This window comes from Citrobacter sp. CtB7.12 (assembly GCF_001297795.1).
Taxonomy (GTDB): Bacteria; Pseudomonadota; Gammaproteobacteria; order Enterobacterales; family Enterobacteriaceae; genus Citrobacter_A; species Citrobacter_A amalonaticus.
This window is the reverse complement of the sequence record NZ_LIFT01000011.1, coordinates 134,449-155,699: the sequence shown is the minus strand read 5'-3', so window position 1 is coordinate 155,699 and position 21,251 is coordinate 134,449. Positions and strand designations below refer to the sequence as shown.

20 protein-coding genes and 1 other RNA gene are annotated in these 21,251 nt (G+C 53.5%); 14 read left to right on the top strand and 7 right to left on the bottom strand.

From position 1 onward, the window contains the following. The coding region (locus AOY24_RS25400) for a hypothetical protein (protein WP_235507531.1) at positions 1–198 on the top strand (198 nt) is incomplete at its 5' end. 220 nt (positions 199–418) lie between these two features. On the opposite strand, the gene rnpB is transcribed toward AOY24_RS25400, so the two are convergent. The 5 genes from rnpB to garP form a co-directional block, all read right to left on the bottom strand. Continuing rightward, positions 419–795: RNase P RNA component class A (gene rnpB, locus AOY24_RS15245), an RNA gene on the bottom strand. 32 nt (positions 796–827) lie between these two features. Further along, positions 828–1,973: a glycerate 2-kinase gene (garK, locus tag AOY24_RS15240; RefSeq protein ID WP_042998244.1), complete on the bottom strand. Its 1,146-nt coding sequence runs from the start codon at positions 1,971–1,973 to the stop codon at positions 828–830. A gap of 97 nt (positions 1,974–2,070) precedes the next feature. Continuing rightward, positions 2,071–2,961, bottom strand: a complete 891-nt coding sequence (gene garR / locus AOY24_RS15235; RefSeq protein WP_054176912.1) for a 2-hydroxy-3-oxopropionate reductase — start codon at positions 2,959–2,961, stop codon at positions 2,071–2,073. A 29-nt stretch (positions 2,962–2,990) separates the two neighbouring features. Further along, entirely contained in the window at positions 2,991–3,761 is a 771-nt protein-coding gene (gene garL, locus AOY24_RS15230; protein WP_042998245.1) for a 2-dehydro-3-deoxyglucarate aldolase, read from the bottom strand. A 28-nt stretch (positions 3,762–3,789) separates the two neighbouring features. Continuing rightward, on the bottom strand, positions 3,790–5,124 hold the full coding sequence (garP, locus tag AOY24_RS15225; protein ID WP_044267514.1) for a galactarate/glucarate/glycerate transporter GarP: 1,335 nt from the start codon (positions 5,122–5,124) through the stop codon (positions 3,790–3,792). Between the two features lie 381 nt (positions 5,125–5,505). On the opposite strand from garP, the gene garD reads away from it, so the two are divergent. From garD to AOY24_RS15190, 7 genes are all read left to right on the top strand, one after another. Then, positions 5,506–7,077 (top strand): galactarate dehydratase, encoded by a 1,572-nt coding sequence (gene garD, locus AOY24_RS15220; RefSeq protein WP_054176911.1) that lies wholly within the window; start codon positions 5,506–5,508, stop codon positions 7,075–7,077. Positions 7,078–7,433: 356 nt separating this feature from the next. Beyond that, on the top strand, positions 7,434–8,693 hold the full coding sequence (locus tag AOY24_RS15215; RefSeq protein ID WP_054176910.1) for a sugar ABC transporter substrate-binding protein: 1,260 nt from the start codon (positions 7,434–7,436) through the stop codon (positions 8,691–8,693). Between the two features lie 80 nt (positions 8,694–8,773). Further along, positions 8,774–9,718, top strand: coding sequence for a carbohydrate ABC transporter permease (locus AOY24_RS15210; protein ID WP_044255861.1), 945 nt, complete (start codon positions 8,774–8,776; stop codon positions 9,716–9,718). A 10-nt stretch (positions 9,719–9,728) separates the two neighbouring features. Beyond that, a complete protein-coding gene (locus AOY24_RS15205) occupies positions 9,729–10,553 on the top strand; it encodes a carbohydrate ABC transporter permease (protein WP_080343276.1) in 825 nt (274 codons plus the stop codon). Positions 10,554–10,564: 11 nt separating this feature from the next. Then, on the top strand, positions 10,565–11,677 hold the full coding sequence (locus AOY24_RS15200; protein WP_054176909.1) for an ABC transporter ATP-binding protein: 1,113 nt from the start codon (positions 10,565–10,567) through the stop codon (positions 11,675–11,677). A 104-nt stretch (positions 11,678–11,781) separates the two neighbouring features. Then, positions 11,782–13,038: a Gfo/Idh/MocA family protein gene (locus tag AOY24_RS15195; protein ID WP_054176908.1), complete on the top strand. Its 1,257-nt coding sequence runs from the start codon at positions 11,782–11,784 to the stop codon at positions 13,036–13,038. 18 nt (positions 13,039–13,056) lie between these two features. Beyond that, positions 13,057–13,977: an ROK family protein gene (locus tag AOY24_RS15190; RefSeq protein WP_054176907.1), complete on the top strand. Its 921-nt coding sequence runs from the start codon at positions 13,057–13,059 to the stop codon at positions 13,975–13,977. A gap of 39 nt (positions 13,978–14,016) precedes the next feature. Here the strand turns inward: AOY24_RS15190 and agaR are convergent, their stop codons facing one another. Then, complete coding sequence (agaR, locus tag AOY24_RS15185) at positions 14,017–14,787, bottom strand: transcriptional repressor AgaR (RefSeq protein WP_042998253.1); 771 nt, start codon at positions 14,785–14,787, stop codon at positions 14,017–14,019. A gap of 311 nt (positions 14,788–15,098) precedes the next feature. Further along, positions 15,099–15,914 carry a DeoR family transcriptional regulator gene (locus AOY24_RS15180; RefSeq protein ID WP_042998254.1) on the bottom strand — a complete coding sequence of 272 codons (816 nt, stop codon included), beginning with the start codon at positions 15,912–15,914 and terminating at the stop codon, positions 15,099–15,101. A gap of 221 nt (positions 15,915–16,135) precedes the next feature. On the opposite strand from AOY24_RS15180, the gene kbaZ reads away from it, so the two are divergent. From kbaZ to nagA, 6 genes are read left to right on the top strand one after another with little or no spacing between them, the layout of a single operon-like run. Continuing rightward, positions 16,136–17,461 carry a tagatose-bisphosphate aldolase subunit KbaZ gene (gene kbaZ / locus AOY24_RS15175; RefSeq protein ID WP_200906164.1) on the top strand — a complete coding sequence of 442 codons (1,326 nt, stop codon included), beginning with the start codon at positions 16,136–16,138 and terminating at the stop codon, positions 17,459–17,461. A gap of 19 nt (positions 17,462–17,480) precedes the next feature. Beyond that, positions 17,481–17,954, top strand: a complete 474-nt coding sequence (gene agaV, locus AOY24_RS15170; RefSeq protein WP_042998255.1) for a PTS N-acetylgalactosamine transporter subunit IIB — start codon at positions 17,481–17,483, stop codon at positions 17,952–17,954. 10 nt (positions 17,955–17,964) lie between these two features. Further along, a complete protein-coding gene (gene agaW, locus AOY24_RS15165) occupies positions 17,965–18,744 on the top strand; it encodes a PTS N-acetylgalactosamine transporter subunit IIC (protein WP_042998256.1) in 780 nt (259 codons plus the stop codon). Further along, positions 18,734–19,612: a PTS N-acetylgalactosamine transporter subunit IID gene (gene agaE / locus AOY24_RS15160; RefSeq protein WP_042998257.1), complete on the top strand. Its 879-nt coding sequence runs from the start codon at positions 18,734–18,736 to the stop codon at positions 19,610–19,612. The genes agaW and agaE overlap by 11 nt, the downstream gene beginning before the upstream one ends. A gap of 16 nt (positions 19,613–19,628) precedes the next feature. Next, the gene (gene agaF, locus AOY24_RS15155; RefSeq protein WP_042325173.1) at positions 19,629–20,063 is read left to right on the top strand and encodes a PTS galactosamine/N-acetylgalactosamine transporter subunit IIA; all 435 of its coding nucleotides are present in this window, start codon (positions 19,629–19,631) and stop codon (positions 20,061–20,063) included. Further along, positions 20,060–21,193: an N-acetylglucosamine-6-phosphate deacetylase gene (gene nagA / locus AOY24_RS15150; RefSeq protein WP_054176906.1), complete on the top strand. Its 1,134-nt coding sequence runs from the start codon at positions 20,060–20,062 to the stop codon at positions 21,191–21,193. Before agaF ends, nagA begins: the two co-directional genes overlap by 4 nt. Positions 21,194–21,251 lie beyond the last annotated feature (58 nt).

Genomic DNA, 21,251 nt, shown 5'->3' with positions numbered 1-21,251 from the left:
AGCCGCTTTCTTTCAGGTGTAGCGTCGTGGACAGTCATTCATCTACATCATCTGCAAAGCAAAAACCCGCCTGGTGGCGGGGTTCTTAAAGTGGTGAAGCTGACCGGTAAGCCGCTTTCTTTCAGGTGTAGCGTCGTGGACAGTCATTCATCTACATTATCTACAAAGCAAAACCCCGCCTGGTGGCGGGGTTCTTAAAGTGGTGAAGCTGACCGATAAGCCGCTTTCTTTCAGGTGTAGCGTCGTGGACAGTCATTCATCTACATTATCTACAAAGCAAAACCCCGCCTGGTGGCGGGGTTCTTAAAGTGGTGAAGCTGACCGATAAGCCGCTTTCTTTCAGGTGTAGCGTCGTGGACAGTCATTCATCTACATTATCTACAAAGCAAAACCCCGCCTGGTGGCGGGGTTCTTAAAGTGGTGAAGCTGACCGATAAGCCGGGTTCTGTCGTGGACAGTCATTCATCTAGGCCAGCAATCGCTCACTGGCTCAAGCAGCCTACCCGGGTTCAGTACGGGCCGTACCTTATGAACCCCTATTTGGCCTTGCTCCGGGTGGAGTTTACCGTGCCACGGACTGTTACCAGCCGCGCGGTGCGCTCTTACCGCACCCTTTCACCCTTACCTGATCCCACTTGCGTGGGCCATCGGCGGTTTGCTCTCTGTTGCACTGGTCGTGGGTTTCCCCCCCAGGCGTTACCTGGCACCCTGCCCTATGGAGCCCGGACTTTCCTCCCCTCCGCCTGTCTCCCCCGAAAGGGACGACGACGAAGCGGCGACTGTCTGGTCAGCTTCGGCGCGCAGTATAGAGGGTTTGCACGCCCTTGTCACCCTGCACTGCGCATTCCCACCGCCAGCGTCGCCGCAATGTTTCGCGACGCCCGGTAAATGTTGTCAAATGCGCCGCGAAAGGCCTCTTCCAGCGTGCCAATACTGGTCAATACGCTGAATACAGCATCGATACCATATTGATGCACAACGCCGACATCCCGCGTCAGACTGCCCGCAATGCCAATCACCGGCTTGTGGTATTTCTTCGCCACGTTAGCCACGCCCACCGGCACTTTGCCGTGAATGCTCTGGCTGTCGATGCGCCCTTCACCGGTAACAACCAGCGTACAGTCGTGAATATGCTCTTCCAGATTAAGCGCCTGGGTGACGATCTCAATCCCGCTTTTCAACTCCGCGCCGAGGAATGCCATCAGCGCTGCCCCCATGCCGCCCGCCGCACCTGCGCCTGGGACGTTTTTCACATCCACACCCAGTGATTTTTTAATAATATCCGCGTAGTGAGCCAGATTGCGGTCCAGTTCGAGGATCAGCGGTTCCGTCGCCCCTTTTTGCGGGCCAAAGATCCGAGAAGCTCCCTGTTCGCCCACCAGCGGATTGGTCACATCACAAGCAACGCGAATAGCACAATGTTTAATGCGCGGATCCAGACCAGACACATCAATGGTATTGAGAGTGTTCAGACTACCGCCGCCGTAGCCAATTTCAGTTCCGTTGGCATCACACAGCTTCGCGCCCAGCGCCTGAACCATCCCGGCACCGCCGTCATTGGTCGCGCTCCCGCCAATGCCGATAATAATATTGCTCGCCCCACTGTCCAGCGCCTGCAAAATAAGCTCCCCGGTGCCGCGCGAAGTGGTAATCAGGGGGTTACGTTTTTCGGGGGGGACCAGCGCCAGTCCGCTGGCGGCCGCCATTTCAATAAACGCGGTCTTTCCATCGCCTGACATGCCCCAGTTGGCATTCACTTTTTCACCCAGCGGTCCGGTCACCAGAGCGGAATGTGCAGAACCGTGTGTGGCGGCAATCATGGCTTCAACCGTCCCCTCACCCCCATCGGCGACCGGAACGGAAACATACTGCGCATCGGGGAAAATTTCCCGAAATCCTTTTTCTATCGCCTGCGCTACCTCAGTAGCAGAAAGGCTTTCTTTATAAGAGTCTGGGGCAATTACGATTTTCATGATGATCGCCTGTTACTGCACAACGCCGGATGGCGCTTTACTTATCCGGCCTACAATCCAGGCCCGGATCGCGATACGCCATCCGGGCGCAAGGTCATTAGCGAGTGACTTCCACTTTCGCCAGTTTTTCGTAATAGCATGCCAGAGCACTGTGGTCGGCGGTTCCCAGGCCATCAGCACGCAGCACCTGCATCATCTCCATAACAGCCGCGGTCAGCGGAAGCTGAGCACCAACACCGTGAGACGTATCCAGCGCGTTTGCCAGATCTTTAATGTGCAGATCGATACGGAAACCCGGCTTGAAGTTACGATCCATCACCATCGGCGCTTTCGCATCCAGGACGGTGCTGCCTGCCAGACCACCACGGATCGCCTGATAAACCAGATCCGGGTTTACGCCGGCTTTGGTTGCCAGGGTCAGCGCTTCAGACATCGCGGCAATGTTCAGCGCCACAATCACCTGGTTCGCCAGTTTGGTGACGTTCCCCGCCCCGATATCACCGGTATGAACAACAGACCCCGCCATCGCTTTCAGCAGATCGTAGTATTTATCGAAAATCGCTTTGTCGCCGCCAACCATCACCGACAACGTGCCGTCGATCGCCTTCGGCTCACCGCCGCTCACCGGCGCGTCCAGCATATCGATGCCCTTAGCTTTCAGCGCGTCGCTGATCTCACGGCTCGCCAGCGGCGCGATGGAGCTCATATCGATCAGCACCGTCCCCGGTTTCGCCCCTTCGATAATGCCGCCTTCGCCCAGCGCAACCTCTTTCACATGCGGAGAGTTTGGCAGCATGGTGATGATCACATCACACTGCTCAGCAATCGCTTTGGCGTTAGACGCGGTTTCTGCACCTGCCGCGATAACGTCAGCGATCGCTTCAGGATTACGGTCAGAAACCACCAGCGAGTAACCTGCTTTCAGGAGGTTTTTACTCATTGGTTTACCCATAATACCCAGGCCAATAAAACCAACTTTCATCGTCATATCAATTATCTCTCTTGTTTCGGTGGTGGTTATTTCTTAAAGGAATCAGCCAGTTTCTGCGTGGCGGAACGGAACACGCCCAGGTCGCTGCCGACAGCAACAAACGTGGCCCCCCATTCCAGATAGCGACGGGCGTCGGCATCAACCGGTGCCAGAATGCCGCTCGGTTTGCCGTGCGCTTTCGCCCGGGCAAAGATGTGCTGAATGGCTTTCTGCACCTCAGGATGAGACGCATTGCCGAGGTGGCCTAACGCCGCAGCCAGATCGCTTGGACCAACGAAAATACCGTCGACACCTTCGGTGGCGGCGATAGCATCGACGTTATCCACGCCCTGCTGGCTCTCAATCTGCACAATGATGGTGATGTTTTTGTTGGACTGCGCGAAGTAATCCGGGACGGTGCCAAACATGTTGGCGCGATGCGATACGGACACGCCACGGATCCCTTCAGGCGGATAGCGCGTCGACGCAACGGCGTTCACTGCCTCTTCTTCTGTTTCAACAAACGGAATCAGAAAGTTGTAAAAACCGATATCCAGCAGACGTTTAATAATCACCGGCTCATTGGTCGGTACACGCACCACTGGCGCGCTGGAACTGCCTTTCAACGCCATCAGTTGTGGAATAAAGGTGGAGACATCATTTGGCGCATGCTCGCCATCCAACACCAGCCAGTCGAAGCCCGCCAGTCCTAAGACTTCGGTACTGATGGGGCTTGCCAGCGCTGACCAGCAACCAATCTGAATCTGATGCGCAGCCAGCGCTGCTTTGAACTTGTTCGGGAAGATGTCGTTATTCATCACTTTTACCTTGTCACTTAACCGTTAATTATTTCTGCAGTTCCATACGTTTAATGTCACCGACAATAAACAGGTAACACACCATTGCCATCAGCGCGGAACAGCCAACGAATACCAGCGCGGCGTTGAAGGAATGCAGTTCACTTACCAGGTAACCGATAACCAGTGGCGTTACGATAGATGCCACGTTGCCAAAGACGTTAAATACCCCGCCACACAAGCCCACAATCTCTTTCGGCGCGGTGTCCGAAATCACCGGCCAGCCCAGTGCGCCAAATCCTTTACCAAAGAAGGCCAGCGCCATCAGCGTCACCACCAGCGCGGTGTTGTCGGTGTAGTTGCACAAAATGATGGTGGAAGCCAGCAGCATTCCCAGCACAATTGGCAGCTTACGCGCAACGGTGATAGAAAAACCGCGCTTAATCAGATAGTCCGAGAACACGCCGCCCAGTACGCCGCCAGCGAAACCACATAGCGCCGGAATCGAAGCCACCAGACCCACTTTCAGGATCGACATTCCTTTTTCCTGAACCAGATAAATCGGGAACCAGGTCAGGAAGAACCAGGTGATCGTGTTGATGAAATACTGTCCAAAGAACACGCCAAGCATCATGCGGTTGGTCAATAACTGCTTGATGTAATGCAGTTTTGGACCACTTGCCACGGCGCTGCCCGGTTTTTTGTGGTCCATATCCACGACCGCACCGTTTTCAGAGATGAACTTCAACTCTTCTGCGGACATCCGCGGGTGATCGGTGGGGTTATGAATCAGTTTGACCCACAGCGCCGTCAGGACAAATCCAATCACGCCCATCACAGTGAAGACGTGCTCCCAGCCCCAGGCAAAGGTCAACCAGCCCAACAGCGGCGAGAACAGTGCCAGTGAAAAATACTGAGCAGAGTTAAAGATTGCCGACGCGGTTCCACGCTCTTTGGTCGGGAACCAGGCCGCAACAATACGGGCGTTTGCCGGGAACGAAGGCGCTTCCGAGAAACCCAACATAAAGCGCATAAAGAACATGGAAACCCCGGCCCAGGCCAGCGGGAACATATCCACGAAGCCTTGCAGGAAGGTGAACAGCGACCAGAAAAACAGGCTCCAGGTGTACACTTTTTTCGAACCAAACTTATCGAGCAGCCAGCCGCCGGGAATTTGCATCAGCAGGTATGCCCAGCCAAAGGCAGAGAAGATGTAGCCCATTGACACAGCACTCAGCTGCAACTCTTTGGCGACTTCGGTACCGGCAATGGATAGCGTCGCCCGGTCCGCGTAGTTAACCGCTGTAACAATAAAAATTATCAGCAGAATTAAATAGCGGGTATGCGTACCTTTCTTTTTTTCTACAACGGTATCCAGGATCATTTTATTTACCTCAGGCACTTAAGCAGACACATTTATTATTATTTATTGATGACAGACGCTATCGCTTATTAATAAATACAGATACTCATTTCGTGATTCAGTATAATCAGGCAGAGAGCATTACGCATTGTGCAGATGCTCATTAACGATGCTAATTACAAATAATATCTTGAGCAAATGCACATAACGCTGGGCGCTGATGCACATATTTACGCTTTACCGCCCCTGATAGCCGGGCTTTCACCATAACGAGTGATCTGGATCACATTCTTATTTTTGAACTCCTGACATCCTTATTTCACGACAGGTCTTCCTTATTTTAATAATCAGATTAGCAGAACTCTCTATATTAATATCACCCCGGCTGGAGAATACTGGACAATGGCCAACATCGAAATCAGACAAGAATCGCCGAGCGCATTTTATATAAAGGTCCACGAAACAGATAATGTGGCGATCATTGTTAATGACAATGGTTTGAAAACCGGGACGCGATTCCCGGATGGACTGGAGCTGATTGAACATATTCCACAGGGACATAAAGTCGCGCTGGTGGATATTCCGGTTCATGGTGAAATCATACGTTACGGTGAAGTGATCGGCTACGCCGTGCGCGACATTCCGCGCGGAAGCTGGATTGATGAATCCATGGTTGAGCTACCGACAGCGCCGCCGTTGAACACGCTGCCACTGGCGACCAAAGTTCCGGAACCGCTGCCGCCGCTGGAAGGCTATACCTTTGAAGGCTACCGCAACGCTGATGGTAGCGTAGGCACCAAGAATCTGCTCGGCATCACCACCAGCGTGCACTGTGTGGCGGGTGTGGTGGATTATGTCGTCAAAATCATTGAGCGCGATCTGCTGCCTAAATACCCGAACGTCGATGGTGTGGTCGGACTTAACCACCTGTACGGTTGCGGCGTGGCAATTAACGCGCCGGCAGCTGTGGTGCCGATCCGCACCATCCATAACATCTCGCTGAACCCAAACTTTGGCGGCGAAGTGATGGTCATTGGCCTGGGCTGTGAAAAACTGCAGCCGGAACGTTTACTGGAAGGTACTGACGATGTGCAAAGTATTCCGGTCGACAGCGCCAGCATCGTCAGCCTTCAGGACGAAAAGCATGTGGGCTTCCGTTCCATGGTCGATGATATCCTGCAGGTCGCTGAGCGCCATCTGGTTAAACTGAATCTGCGCCAGCGCGAAACCTGCCCGGCCTCTGAACTGGTTGTCGGCATGCAATGCGGCGGCAGCGATGCGTTTTCCGGCGTGACGGCAAACCCGGCAGTGGGCTACGCCTCTGACCTGCTGGTACGCTGCGGCGCTACGGTAATGTTTTCCGAAGTCACCGAAGTGCGTGATGCGATCCATCTGTTAACGCCGCGCACCATCAACGAAGCGGTGGGCAAACGTCTGCTGGAAGAGATGGCCTGGTACGACAACTATCTCGATATGGGGAAAACCGATCGCAGCGCTAACCCCTCTCCGGGTAACAAAAAAGGGGGGCTGGCGAATGTGGTGGAAAAAGCGCTGGGCTCCATTGCGAAATCCGGTAAAAGCGCGATTGTCGAAGTGCTCTCCCCAGGCCAGCGCCCGACCAAACGCGGTCTGATTTATGCCGCAACGCCCGCCAGCGATTTTGTCTGCGGCACGCAGCAGGTCGCGTCCGGGATCACCGTCCAGGTGTTCACCACGGGTCGCGGTACCCCCTATGGCCTGATGGCCGTGCCGGTGATTAAGATGGCGACCCGTACCGAACTGGCAAAGCGTTGGTACGATTTGATGGATATCAATGCAGGCACCATCGCCACGGGTGAAGAGACCATTGAGGAAGTTGGTCAGAAGCTGTTCGAATTTATTCTTGATGTCGCCAGTGGCCGTAAGAAAACCTTCTCCGATCAATGGGGATTGCACAATCAGTTGGCCGTCTTTAACCCGGCACCAGTGACCTGATATTTTCGAAACGAAAGCAACCGAGAAAACGGGGAATAATCCCCGTTTTTCTTTCCTGTCCGTGAAAGATAAGGTGATAATGCTCGCAGTTTTGAAGGTTAATTTTTCACCCGCCCTTTTTCGCTTTTCGTCGGTAGAAAAATCCTAACCCGTTGAAAGAAAGAACAATGCCTGAGGCCTCCCTTTTCGCTCTCTTTTCGTTTTGATAAAAGAGAAACCTACCGAAAAGCCGGGGTGTTTTAATGCGATAATTCGCTCATTTTTCCCCCTTTGACTTTCCCCTTTGTTAAACACAAGATTCAATGGCTTCTGTAATTTACCTCACCGACATTCTGACCCGAATAAAGAGGGAAGTTATGTATACCTTGAATAAAAATAATGTCGCCCTGGCATGCCTTTTTTCCTGTTTACTGGCCGCACCGGTTGCCGCCAGTGCTGAAGGCCAGACGACAGAAAAACCCGTTAAATTACGCTACACGCTATGGGATCGAAATCAACTTCCCGGCGAACAGCAACTGGTTAATGAATTTGAAAAAAATAACCCCGGTGTAAAAGTTGAAATTGAACTAACGCCCTATGACCAATATTTCATAAAACTCAGTTCAGCGGTCGGGGGAAATGTGGCGCCAGATGTATTCTGGATGAATATGCCGAATTTTCAGCAGTACGTTAAAAACGGCATGCTGGAACCACTGACTCCTTATTTAAAAGACACATCATCACCACATCTTGATGATTTCGTGAAAAGCTCTGTCGATGCTTATCAGTACCAGTCTCAACAATACGCTATTCCACGGGATATCGACGCGATTGCCGTGTGGTATAACAAAAAAATGTTTGATCAGGCTGGCGTAACCTATCCCGATAAAAACTGGACGTGGGACGATTTAAAACAGAAATCAGAACAGTTACGTAAAAAGCTGGATCAGCATTCTTATCCGTTGGCGATGGATCTCGGCAGCGGTCAGGACAGCTACTTTAACCTGCTGCTGCAGGCCGGCACTCAGATTGTCCTGCCTGAGGGTAAAACGGACGTTGCCAGCGACAACGCGATTGCCATGTATCGCGACGTTCAGGGAATGCTGAAGGCAGGATTGCTCCAGCCGCCAGGCGAAATGAAAGCCGCCGATGTCTTCCAGTCCAATCGGGTGGCGATGATCTACGCGGGCTCGTGGTGGGCGCTGCCGTTCTCGCAGAACGAACTGATTAACGATCATGTCGGCGTCGTTCCGATGCCCAAAATGGCAGAACAGGCTGGCGTCTCTCATAGCCTGGCATTCGCCATGTCTGCCAAAAGCCAGCATAAAGAGGCCGCCTGGAAATTCATTGAATTCATGAGCTCAGAACATGCGCAGCAAACGCTGGCAGCGGGCAAAGTGGTGATTCCGGCCAATCAGAAAGTCGCCAAAGCATGGGCGGAAGGCTTTAAGGATGTTGATGTTTCCGCCTATATCGATTCACTGGCGTTTTCTCATAAATATCCCACCGCCGGTTCAAATACCGCGAAATGGAATAGCATTCTCAACGACGGGCTGAAAAAAGTCTGGATGGGAAATGATCCGCAACAGGTTATGCCGGGTGTCGCCAAACGCGTTGAGCGTGAAATGCAGAAATAATCGTGAGGGAGCCTTGCTCCCTCTCACCTCTCCTGCGTTAACCCATTTATTGTTTGTAAAGTGAGCATCCCGGAGTCTGTATGAGCTATTCAGATGAAGCGGCATCCCCGCCGTTATCGGCCAGGGAACCCAATAAAAATTCCCTGACCCGACTGGAAAAAGAAGAACGTTTCTGGGGGTGGATAATGATTCTGCCGCTGTTGGCAGGATTAGTTATTTTTTACTTTACGCCGTTCTTCCAGAACGTATTTTACAGTTTTACCGATCTGGGCGAGTTTCAGATCTGGACGACAATCAGTCTGGATAATTACATTAATTTATTCAGCGATGATGAATTCCGTTCGGCGATAGTGAATACGCTGGCCTATGTTTTTATTTGTGTGCCGGTGATCACGGTCCTGTCTTTACTGCTGGCGATTGGTTTAAACCAGGCGATTCGCGGTCAGTGGCTGTTCCGTACGCTGTTATTTCTTCCGGCCGTTACGATGCCTGCCGCCATTGCGATGGTCTGGCAGTGGTTGATGAACCGTAATTTCGGTTTACTCAATCAGATCCTGGCTTATTTCGATATTCCCGCCATTGGTTGGTTATCCGATCCGGATATTGTCCGTCTGAGCGCCTCACTGGTTATTATCTGGTCGGCTATCGCTCTGAAGATGATCATTCTGCTCGCCGGCTTGCAGGGGATCCCGAAGCAGATTTATGAAGCCATGTCTCTGGATGGCATCAGTAAACTGCGCGGCTTCTGGTCAATTACCCTGCCGCTAATGATCCCGACGCTGTTCTTCGTTCTGGTGATCTCGTTTATCGAAACGCTGCAAATATTCGATGTGGTGTATCTGCTGTTTGGCAGTTCTTCCATGGTGGACGATCAGACCATGACCATCGCTTATCTCTTTTATAAATACGCCTTTATCTACCATGAAAAAGGGTACGCCTCCGCGATTGCCGTGGTGATTTTCGTTATCACGATGGTACTGACCCTGCTGCAGATATGGATAGGCAAACGGCTTAAAGCACAGTAAGGCAACCACTATGTTCATGACAAAACGTGAAAAATGGCTGATTTATGGCCTGATGATCCTGGCGACGCTGGTCACGGTGGTTCCCTTTCTCTGGATGATCATCACCTCGTTTAAAACCCAGGCGGAAAGTATTGCCTTTCCGCCGATCCTGCTGCCCGCCAATCCGGGGTTTCAGGCGTACGATAAAATCTTGCATGAGATGCCGTTTGGTAGCTTTTATTTTAACTCGATCGTTTCCACGCTGGTTATCGTCATCTTACAGACGCTGATTGCCGCGATGGCGGCGTATGGTTTCTCCCGCCTGCGTTTTAAAGGGCGCGATCTCCTCTTTATGCTCTGCATTTCGATTCTGATGGTTCCCGGACAGATCTTTTTGATCCCGCAGTTTTTAACGATCGAGAAAATAGGTCTGCTGAACTCCATTCCAGGCCTGGTGCTGCCGGGATTATTCAGTATTTATAGCGCCTTTTTATTGCGCCAGTTTTTTCTTTCCGTACCGAAAGAGCTGGAAGAAGCGGCCATTATGGATGGTTATAACCATTTAACGATCTTTTTCAAAATCATGCTGCCGCTGATTAAACCGGGACTTATCGCCTGCGTCATTATTAACGGGTTGTGGAGCTGGAATAACTTAATGTGGCCGCTCATCGTCAATACCTCAATGGATAAAATGACGCTGCCGGTGGGTCTGGCCTCGCTCTCCGGTCGCGCCGGGGTGGAGTATCCCATGCTCATGGCGGGAGCGTTGCTCGCGATTATCCCCATGTTGTTACTTTATATCTTCTTCCAGCGCTATTTCATTCGTGGCATCGCCGGTGCCGGAATTAAAGGATAAGGGGCATTATTATGTCAGGCATTCAATTACAGTCAGTAGGCAAAATCTATCCGAATGGCTTTCAGGCGATTCATGGCGTTGACCTTGAAATTCACGATGGCGAATTTATGGTTTTTGTCGGGCCATCCGGCTGCGCCAAATCAACGTTACTGCGCATGATCGCCGGTCTGGAAGAGATTACTCATGGTCATATTTCCATTGGCGAACGGTGCGTTAACGACTTGCTGCCAAAAGAACGTGGCGTGGCGATGGTTTTTCAAAACTACGCCCTCTATCCCCACATGACGATCTACAAAAATATGGCCTTCAGCCTGCAGGGCAAAATGGACAAGCAGGAGATAGATGTTCGCGTGCGGGAAGCCGCGCGCAAACTGGAAATCGAAACGCTACTCGACAAAAAACCGGGTCAACTTTCAGGGGGTCAGTGCCAGCGCGTTGCCGTCGGCAGAGCCATTGTGCGTAAGCCTGAGGTGTTTTTGTTTGATGAGCCGTTGTCCAATCTCGACGCCAAACTGCGCGTGTCAATGCGCGTGCGCCTGACGGAACTTCACCGCCAACTGCGTCACGAAGGCGTGAACGCGACAATGGTGTATGTCACACACGATCAGATTGAAGCGATGACCATGGGTGACCGCATTTGCGTACTCAACGGTGGACGGATCATGCAGGTCGACACGCCGGGCAATATCTACCATCAGCCAAAGAATAAATTCGTGGCGGGTTTCATTGGTAACCCGGCAATGAATATCCATCTTCTGGTGCTCGACCCGCACACGCACGGACTGCGTCTGAATGACGCGCTGACCTTGCCCTTAACCGCACGACTGATCTCCCAACTGACGGATTATCCGCACGACAGCGTCTGGTTTGGCATTCGTCCGGAGGCGATTCAGTTGGCGCAGCACAACGATCCTGCGGCTTTCGACGCCCGGATCACCAACGTGGAAAGAATGGGCAATGAAGATCTCCTGCATTTCGATATCGGTGCACAGCAAATGATCCTGCGAGTCAATTCGTCACCGGACTGGAGTCCGCTGCCCGGCGAATCGATCAGGGTGAAATTCAATCTTGAAGCCGCCTTTTTATTCGATAAGCAGAATGAAGAAAATTTAGCCAGTGCCTGAAGTCGCGAACGTCATCATCAGGTGCAAGCAATCCAGTTTGTTTTTTTAATGCCCCACCGCGCAGAACAACGCGAACGCAGGCAAGGGCAAAATGAGAGGTTTATATGTGTGCAAAGAAAGTGACCGTGTTAGTGGTGGGCGCAGGCGCGCGTGGCGAAATCTATTCTCGCTACGCGCTTGAGCATCCGGACCGCATGCAGGTGGTCGGCGTGGCGGAACCCAGAGAGGCGTATCGCCAACAGTTTGTCGCTCAGCATCAAATTGAGCAGGAAAACATCTTTCGCGACTGGAAAGAGGCGGCGGCCCGCCCACGAATGGCAGATGTCGTACTGATTTGTACTCAGGATACGATGCACAAAGAGCCTGCCGTCGCGTTTGCCGACCTCGGCTATCATATTTTGCTGGAAAAACCGATCGCTCCCACGCCGGAAGAGTGCCGCACCATCATCGCTGCGGTGAAGCGCAACAACGTCTTATTGGGTGTCGCCCACGTTCTGCGCTACACCCGCTATACGCAAAAACTCAAGTCCCTGCTCGACAGCGGGGTGATTGGCGATATCGTCAGCATGCAGCATCTTGAGCCGGTGGGTTACTGGCACCAGGCGCACTCTTTCGTTCGCGGCAACTGGCGTAACGAAGCGGAATCGTCGTTTATGCTGTTACAGAAATCCTGCCACGATATGGACTGGATCCGCTACATCATGGGCGATCGCTGTCAGGCTGTGACCTCATTTGGCAACCTGAGTCATTTCGTAAAGGAGAACCAGCCGGAGGGTGCCGCCGACCGCTGCCTGGATTGCCAGGTTGAGGCGAGCTGCCCCTGGTCAGCCTGCAAAATTTATCTCGGCGAGGATCACAAATGCACGCCACATTTCCGTCGCGTGCTGACGGCGGATCCCACCGAGGAAAATGTCCGTCAGGCGCTGCGCGAAGGTCCGTATGGCCGCTGCGTTTATCGCTGTGATAACGACGTAGTGGATCATCAGGTGGTCAACTTGCGTTTCGCGCATCAGCAAACCGTGACGTTCACCATGACCGCCTTTACCCGTATGGAAGATCGAAAGACGCGTCTTTTCGGTACGAAAGGCTATCTCGAGGGCAATGGCGAGCAGATCCGGGTGTTTGATTTTCTGACGGACAGCGAGACGCTCTACACGATCGACGAGATCGCCGCAGGCACGCAGACCCAAATGGGAGGCCACGGCGGCGGGGATTACTATCTGATGGATCGCTTTATTCACGCCGTGATGGCGGGCGATCAAAGTATGATTCTCTCCGGCCCGGATGAATCGCTGGAAAGTCACTTAATGGTCTTTGCCGCAGAGCGCGCTCGCAAGGAAAACTGTCTGGTTACACTGTGAAATTCGAGGAGATGTGGCATGTTTTACGGTGTTGATATTGGCGGCACAAAAACTGAAATTGTCGCCTTTGATAAGGAAATGCAGGTTTGCTGGCGCAAGCGCGTAGCCACGCCGGTTCAGGATTACGAACTCTTTCTCTCGACCTTTACCTCGCTCATCGATACCGCCGACTGGGCTACGGGAATGCAGGGCAAAATCGGCATTGGCATGCCTGGATTGATGGACAGACATACCGGAAAGCTGCTGTCGTCGAACGTCCCCTGTCTGACCGGACGGCAGGTGATGGACGATCTGGCGCACCGACTCAACCGCTCGGTGGCCCTGGACAATGACTGCTGCTGCTTCGCGCTGTCGGAGGCGCATACCCAGCAGGCCCGTCAGTTCTCGCGAATCTTTGGCGCCATTATTGGCACCGGCATGGGCGGAGGACTGGTGATCGACGGGCAGCTCTATCGTGGGCGCAACCGGATGGCCAGCGAGTTTGGGCATTTACCGCTGCCCGCCACCTTTATGCGCCGTTATAACCTGCCGGAGATCACGTGCGGCTGCGGCTTACAGGGCTGTCTGGAGCGCTACCAGTCCGGCCCCGGTTTACTCTGGCTGCATAAGCACTTTAGCGGGGAACAGCTCAAAATGGAGACGCTGCTGGAAAATTACCGTCATGGCAACGCCAGCGCCGTCGCCACGGTTGAGGCGTGGATTGATATGCTGGGCTGTACGCTGGCGCAGTTGCAGCTCATTCTGGATGTCGACGCCTTTGTTCTGGGCGGCGGCGTCTCTAACATTGTGGAAATTTACACCTTACTGCCCGGCGCCATGTCGCGCTATCTCTTCCCGGGGCTCGCCCCCGCGAATGTCTTCCCGGCCGTGCATGGCGCATCCAGCGGCGTACGCGGTGCCGCCCTGCTGCTGGTCGAACAGGATGCACTGATGCACTAAGCGATCGCCGGCAAAACACGCTTTTGCCGGCGTTCTCTCTTATTCATCCACGATAACGACATCCACCCCCATCTGGCTGAGCGCCTGATGATAATGCTCCGGAATACCACTGTCGGTAATCACCCGGTCAATACCGCTGATTTCACTGATCATGCAAAAACTTTTGCGGCCGAACTTGCTGGAATCCGCGACGACCGTAACCTCCTGCGCTACCTGACACATCACCTGGTTAAGGTGCGCTTCCCCTGGATGCGGCGTGGTGATCCCGGCTTCCAGACAAAATCCATCAACGCCCAAAAAGAGCTTATCAAACCGATACTGTCTGAGCTGATGTTCCGCTGAAGGACCATACAGCGAGTAAACGCTTTGCCTGACATTTCCCCCTAATATCATGACATCCACCCGTTCAAAATTGGCGAGTTCCCAGGCAATGTTCAGCGCATTGGTCATCACCACCAGATCGCGACGACTTTTAAGCAACGGAGGAATAAGCGTGGTGGTCGAGCCAGAATCGAGAATCAACGTGTCGCCATCTTTGACAAAACTGGCCGCTTTTTCGGCAATCCGCGATTTCACATCGCGGTTCAGCCGGTCTTTATCCTGTAAGGGGCGATCGAGGGCAAAGTGTTGATTTAATACGGCGCCGCCATAAGAACGCATGACGCAGCCTTTCTGCTCGAGATAACGTAAGTCATTGCGGATAGTGACGCTTGAGACGCCGAAATGCACGCTCAGGGGTTCGACACGAACACTACCTTGATCGCATAACAGATCGATGATTTGCTCGCGACGTCTTAAGTTATCCAGCATTGCTTTTGCTCCATTGCATATTGTTATGTTTTAGCGATTTATCGCTTTCGTTTTCTTTTTAATATATTAAATCAGAAGACTTAAGGCGAATTTGTGAACACGTCCGCAGCGCGGATTTTGGCAAAAAAAGCCTGTTTTTCTTTCGTTTTATCTAAACCGAAAATGAAAAATGCGAAAGATCGAAAAGCGTGCAGGACAGGTGAGCGGTAGAAGGAGACGAAAAATCAGTGAAAAAACGAAAGCGGGTTCGGCAAAAACCCGCTGACATTTTTCTTTTTGCTTAATTGAAGGACATCACATTTTTGTGATTTTCACGACGCCGCCTGGACGATAATGACCTCAACGCCACTGCGATGAAACTCCTTCAGGCTCTCTTCCGGGATGCCTTCATCGACGATGATGGTGTGAATACGTTGGGTATCAATAATTTTATGCAGGCTCGAGCGGTTAAATTTACTGGAGTCAGTGACCACGATAATCCGTTCCGCCACTTCACACATCCGGCGATTTAGCCGGGCTTCGTCTTCGTTATGAGTACTGACGCCTCGCTCTAAATCAATGGCGTCGACGCCCAGAAACAGCATATCGAAGTGATAATTCTGCAACGACTGCTCGGCCTGGTCGCCATAAAACGACTGCGACTGACGGCGCAGATGACCACCGGTCATCAACAATTCCACGCCGTCTGCTTCCAGTAAGGCATTGGCGACGTTCATCCCGTTGGTCATTGCAATCACGTCGCTATGCTGACGCATCAGGCGCGCAATCTCATAGGTCGTGGTACCGGAGTCCAGGATCACGCGGTGACCCGGTTTGATCAACTCCACGGCCGCTTTGGCGATACTGCGTTTCACTGCCGTGTTCAGTGAGCTTTTATCTTCGACGGAAGGCTCCGCACCAGGCGTATTACTGTCGCAAATCAATGCGCCGCCATAGGCGCGAACGGCGATCCCCTGCTTTTCCAGGAACGCCAGATCGTTGCGGATCGTCACCGTGGAAACGCCAAACAATCCCGAAAGATCGTTCACCTGTACGCTTCCTTGCTGCCGCAACCGCTGGATAATTTGCTCACGCCTTTCGCTGGTGCCTGACACCCGCTTGTCTCCAGAAGCATCGGTATTGCTCATAAGAAATCCTTTGGCTAATTCTTTCGTTTCATTTCGTTTCGCCTATTAACGCCTTTCTTTTATCGGAATGCAAGCCGAAAAAAGTCGACCTGAAGGGCAAAAAACCCCGCTGAATGCTTTCATTATGTTTCTTTTGTGAAACAGATCGGAAAACTATTATCTTTCGTTTTATTTTTATAAGACCATGATGCAGTATCAAGTGAAACAAAACGAAAGATTGTATGTCGCAGTTATCTGACCTGGAGAGGAAAGTGAAACATCTGACTGATATGGTGGAACAGCATAAACGAGGTAAGACAAACGGAATTTACGCCGTTTGTTCCGCGCATCCGTTGGTGCTGGAATCCGCAATACGTTACGCACAGGCAAATCACTCGCCGCTGCTGATTGAAGCAACCTCAAATCAGGTTGACCAGTTTGGCGGTTACACGGGCATGACCCCAGCCGATTTTCGCCATTTTGTCTGCCAATTGGCCGACTCACTTAATTTCCCTCAGGAGCAACTGATTCTGGGGGGCGACCACCTCGGCCCTAATCGTTGGCAAAACCTGGCCGCAGAACCGGCAATGACCAATGCCGACGAACTGATCAGAAGCTATGTCGCCGCCGGATTCAAAAAAATCCACCTTGATTGCAGCATGTCCTGCCAGGGCGATCCCGTGCCATTGACCGATGCCATCGTCGCGGAACGTGCCGCGCGCCTGGCGAAGATTGCCGAAGAGACCTGCATTGCTCATTTTGGCGAGTCTGATCTGGTTTATGTGATTGGCACTGAAGTGCCGGTACCGGGCGGAGCCCATGAGACGCTCACCGAACTGGCTGTCACCACGCCTGAGGCCGCACGAGCGACACTGGAAGCCCATCGTCACGCCTTTGAAAAGCAGGGACTCAATACCATCTGGCCCCGTATCATCGCGCTGGTGGTACAACCCGGCGTTGAGTTCGACCATACCCACATCATTGATTATCAACCACAAAAAGCCGTCGCGTTAAGCAAGATGGTGGAAGCGTATGACACGCTGGTTTTTGAGGCGCACTCCACGGATTACCAGACGCCGCAGTCGCTGCGCCAGTTAGTGAAAGATCACTTTGCCATCCTGAAAGTCGGCCCGGCTCTGACCTTCGCCCTGCGCGAAGCGCTGTTCTCGCTGGCCGCCATTGAAGAAGAGTTACTCCCGGCAAAAGCCTGTTCCGACCTGCGTCATGTCCTTGAGAGCGTCATGCTCGATCGTCCGGAATACTGGCAGAGCCACTACCACGGCGATGGCAATACCCGCCGTCTGGCGCGGGGCTACAGCTATTCCGATCGTGTTCGTTACTACTGGCCAGACAGCCAGATTGATGAGGCGTTTGAACGACTGGTGCGCAATCTGGCGGATGAGCCGATTCCCCTGCCACTCATTAGCCAGTATTTACCTTTGCAGTACGTGAAAGTGCGCGAGGGAGATCTCAATGCCACACCGCGAGAACTCATCATCAACCATATTCAGGACATACTGCAGCAGTACCATGCCGCCTGCCAGGGCGTAACGTCCCAAAACGGATAACAAAAAAGAGGAACACGCTATGCCAAATATTGTACTCAGCCGTATCGACGAAAGACTCATTCATGGTCAGGTCGGGGTGCAGTGGGTCGGATTTGCGGGGGCAAATCTGGTCCTGGTCGCCAACGATGAGGTGGCAGAAGACACTGTGCAACAGAACCTGATGGAGATGGTGCTGGCAGAAGGGATCGCCGTGCGCTTCTGGTCGCTGCAAAAAGTGATCGACAACATTCACCGCGCCGCCGACCGGCAGAAGATTTTGCTGGTCTGTAAATCCCCCACCGATTTCCTCAAACTGGTCGAAGGTGGGGTGCCTGTTACACGCATCAACGTCGGCAATATGCACTACGCCAATGGCAAACAACAGATTGCCAAAACGGTCTCTGTCGACTCGACCGATATTGCGGCGTTTAACGGCCTGAAAGCCGCCGGGGTGGAATGCTTTGTTCAGGGCGTTCCGACAGAACCTGCGCAGGATCTCTTTAAACTCATCTGAGGCCTTCACCATGGAAATTAGTCTGTTACAGGCTTTTGCATTAGGTATCCTCGCCTTTATTGCCGGCCTGGATATGTTCAACGGATTAACACACATGCACCGCCCGGTGGTGCTTGGGCCGCTGGTCGGCCTGATTCTGGGCGATCTGCATACCGGTATTTTAACCGGCGGTACGCTAGAACTGGTGTGGATGGGACTCGCACCGCTGGCAGGCGCGCAACCGCCAAACGTCATTATCGGCACTATCGTGGGTACGACGTTCGCCATTACAACTGGGGTGAAACCGGATGTCGCCGTGGGCGTCGCCGTGCCGTTTGCCGTGGCGGTGCAGATGGGGATTACGTTCCTGTTCTCCGTGATGTCCGGGGTGATGTCCCGCTGCGATCGCATGGCGGCGAATGCCGACACCGCCGGTATTGAACGGGTCAACTATCTGGCGTTACTGGCACTGGGGATTTTCTATTTTCTGTGTGCGTTTCTGCCGATTTACTTCGGTGCAGAGCACGCGAAAACGGCCATTGATGTTCTGCCGGAACGGCTGATTGACGGTCTCGGCGTCGCAGGCGGCATCATGCCAGCCATCGGCTTTGCCGTACTGCTGAAAATCATGATGAAAAACGTCTATATCCCTTACTTTATCATCGGCTTCGTGGGAGCCGCCTGGCTCAAACTGCCGGTACTGGCGATCGCCGCTGCGGCACTGGCCATGGCGCTGATCGACCTGCTGCGTAAATCTCCAGAACCGACGCAATCTGCGGCCCAGAAAGAGGAATTCGAAGATGGCATCTAATCAACAAACGCTTCCGACTGTTTCCGACAGCGACGAAACGCTACTTTCCGGCGTAAACGAAAACATCTATGAAGATCAGAGTATTGGCGCAGAGCTGACCAAAAAAGATATCAACCGGGTGGCCTGGCGTTCCATGCTGTTGCAGGCGTCGTTTAACTACGAACGTATGCAGGCTTCCGGGTGGCTGTACGGGCTGCTGCCTGCGCTGAAAAAGATCCACACCAATAAACGCGATCTGGCGCGCGCCATGAAAGGCCACATGGGTTTCTTCAATACCCACCCCTTCCTGGTGACGTTTGTCATTGGCATCATTCTGGCGATGGAGCGCTCAAAACAGGACGTTAACAGCATTCAGAGCACCAAAATTGCCGTTGGCGCACCGCTCGGTGGGATTGGCGATGCGATGTTCTGGCTGACGCTGTTGCCTATTTGCGGCGGCATTGGGGCCAGTCTGGCCTTGCAGGGCTCCATCCTCGGCGCAGTGGTCTTTATTGTGTTATTTAACGTGGTGCATCTGGGTCTGCGTTTTGGCCTGGCGCACTATGCTTATCGTATGGGGGTCGCCGCCATTCCGCTCATCAAGGCCAATACGAAGAAAGTGGGCCACGCGGCGTCTATCGTCGGGATGACGGTCATTGGCGCACTCGTGGCGACCTATGTGCGTCTGAATACCACGCTCGAAATCAAGGCGGGTGATGCGGTCGTTAAGCTCCAGGCAGACGTGATCGACAAACTGATGCCCGCTTTTTTACCGCTGGTCTATACCCTGACGATGTTCTGGTTAGTCCGTCGTGGCTGGAGTCCGCTGCGCCTCATCGGTATCACCGTGATACTGGGCGTCGTCGGCAAGTTCTGTCACTTCCTGTAAAGCAAAGAGGTCTTCGATGTTAGGTATTATTTTGACGGGGCACGGTGGGTTTGCCAGCGGTATGGAAAAAGCGATGAAACAGATCCTCGGCGAGCAGTCGCAGTTTATCGCCATCGACTTTCCGGAAACCTCCACCACTGCGCTGCTCACCTCGCAGCTTGAGCAGGCGATTGAACAACTGGACGGCGAGGAAGATATCGTTTTCCTGACCGACCTGCTTGGCGGCACGCCGTTTCGCGTCGCCTCTACGCTGGCGATGCTGAAACCAGGCCGGGAAGTGATCACTGGCACCAACCTGCAATTGCTGCTGGAGATGGTGCTGGATCGCGAAGGACTCAGCAGCGAAGCATTTCGTGTGCAGGCGCTGGAGTGCGGGCATCGCGGCCTGACCAGCCTGGTCGATGAGCTGGGGCGTTGTCGCGAGGAGCACCCCATCGAGGAAGGAATATGACGCAGGTTTTGCGCGCCAGACGTCTGCTCACCGAGCAGGGCTGGCTGGACGATCACCAGCTGCGCGTTGAAGAAGGCATCATCACGGCCATCGAGCCGATTGCTGCGGGCATCACCGTACGCGACGCCGAGCTACTGTGTCCCGCTTATATTGACACCCACGTCCACGGTGGCGCGGGGGTCGATGTAATGGACGATGAACCGGACGCACTCGACAAGCTGGCGATGCACAAAGCGCGTGAAGGGGTTGCCAGTTGGCTCCCCACCACCGTCACCGCGCCGCTGAAGACGATTCACCGAGCGCTGGAGCGCATCGCTCAACGCTGTTATTCCGGCGGGCCTGGCGCCCAGGTGCTCGGAAGTTATCTGGAAGGGCCCTACTTCACGCCGCAGAATAAAGGTGCTCATCCCCCGGAGCTGTTTCGCGAGCTGGACCTCACGGAACTTGATGAGCTGGTCGCCATGTCACGACAGACCCTGCGGGTGGTGGCGCTGGCACCGGAAAAACCGGGCGCCTTGCAGGCGATTCACCATCTCAGGCAACAGGGTATACGGGTGATGCTGGGGCATAGCGCGGCAAGTTGGGCGCAAACCCAGGCCGCCTTTGACGCAGGCGCGAGCGGACTTGTGCACTGCTACAACGGTATGACCGGACTCCATCACCGTGAACCAGGAATGGTTGGCGCAGGACTCACCGATCCACGCGCGTGGCTGGAGCTCATCGCCGACGGGCACCACGTCCATCCGGCCGCCATGAAGCTCTGTTGCTGCTGTGCCAAAGAGAGGCTGGTGCTGATCACCGATGCGATGCAGGCCGCCGGTATGCCCGACGGAAACTACACGCTGTGCGGTGAAAAGGTCGACATGCACGGCGGAATCGTGCGAACCGCATCGGGTAGCCTGGCAGGCAGTACGTTGTCGGTAGATGCGGCAGTGCGCAATATGGTTGAACTGACAGGAATCGCCCCTGAGGAGGCGATCCATATGGCCTCGCTCCATCCAGCGCAACTGCTGGGGATCGACAGCCACTTAGGATCGTTAGCCGTGGGCAAACGTGCCAACATGATCGCTCTCAATGGCGGACTGCATTTACAACAGATCTGGATTCAGGGTCAGCGCCTCCCCCTTTGACCCTTTTTTTCTCCAGGGCCTTCGATCATGAATCGTAAGGCCTTTCTTTTCCTTTCGC

What these genes read in the sequence shown, in the direction of transcription:
- garK (WP_042998244.1), bottom strand. Translation starts at nt 1,973, where the DNA reads ATGAAAATCGTAATTGCCCCAGACTCTTATAAAGAAAGCCTTTCTGCT.
- garR (WP_054176912.1), bottom strand. Translation starts at nt 2,961, where the DNA reads ATGACGATGAAAGTTGGTTTTATTGGCCTGGGTATTATGGGTAAACCA.
- garL (WP_042998245.1), bottom strand. Translation starts at nt 3,761, where the DNA reads ATGAATAACGACATCTTCCCGAACAAGTTCAAAGCAGCGCTGGCTGCG.
- garP (WP_044267514.1), bottom strand. Translation starts at nt 5,124, where the DNA reads ATGATCCTGGATACCGTTGTAGAAAAAAAGAAAGGTACGCATACCCGC.
- garD (WP_054176911.1), top strand. Translation starts at nt 5,506, where the DNA reads ATGGCCAACATCGAAATCAGACAAGAATCGCCGAGCGCATTTTATATA.
- AOY24_RS15215 (WP_054176910.1), top strand. Translation starts at nt 7,434, where the DNA reads ATGTATACCTTGAATAAAAATAATGTCGCCCTGGCATGCCTTTTTTCC.
- AOY24_RS15210 (WP_044255861.1), top strand. Translation starts at nt 8,774, where the DNA reads ATGAGCTATTCAGATGAAGCGGCATCCCCGCCGTTATCGGCCAGGGAA.
- AOY24_RS15205 (WP_080343276.1), top strand. Translation starts at nt 9,729, where the DNA reads ATGTTCATGACAAAACGTGAAAAATGGCTGATTTATGGCCTGATGATC.
- AOY24_RS15200 (WP_054176909.1), top strand. Translation starts at nt 10,565, where the DNA reads ATGTCAGGCATTCAATTACAGTCAGTAGGCAAAATCTATCCGAATGGC.
- AOY24_RS15195 (WP_054176908.1), top strand. Translation starts at nt 11,782, where the DNA reads ATGTGTGCAAAGAAAGTGACCGTGTTAGTGGTGGGCGCAGGCGCGCGT.
- AOY24_RS15190 (WP_054176907.1), top strand. Translation starts at nt 13,057, where the DNA reads ATGTTTTACGGTGTTGATATTGGCGGCACAAAAACTGAAATTGTCGCC.
- agaR (WP_042998253.1), bottom strand. Translation starts at nt 14,787, where the DNA reads ATGCTGGATAACTTAAGACGTCGCGAGCAAATCATCGATCTGTTATGC.
- AOY24_RS15180 (WP_042998254.1), bottom strand. Translation starts at nt 15,914, where the DNA reads ATGAGCAATACCGATGCTTCTGGAGACAAGCGGGTGTCAGGCACCAGC.
- kbaZ (WP_200906164.1), top strand. Translation starts at nt 16,136, where the DNA reads ATGTCGCAGTTATCTGACCTGGAGAGGAAAGTGAAACATCTGACTGAT.
- agaV (WP_042998255.1), top strand. Translation starts at nt 17,481, where the DNA reads ATGCCAAATATTGTACTCAGCCGTATCGACGAAAGACTCATTCATGGT.
- agaW (WP_042998256.1), top strand. Translation starts at nt 17,965, where the DNA reads ATGGAAATTAGTCTGTTACAGGCTTTTGCATTAGGTATCCTCGCCTTT.
- agaE (WP_042998257.1), top strand. Translation starts at nt 18,734, where the DNA reads ATGGCATCTAATCAACAAACGCTTCCGACTGTTTCCGACAGCGACGAA.
- agaF (WP_042325173.1), top strand. Translation starts at nt 19,629, where the DNA reads ATGTTAGGTATTATTTTGACGGGGCACGGTGGGTTTGCCAGCGGTATG.
- nagA (WP_054176906.1), top strand. Translation starts at nt 20,060, where the DNA reads ATGACGCAGGTTTTGCGCGCCAGACGTCTGCTCACCGAGCAGGGCTGG.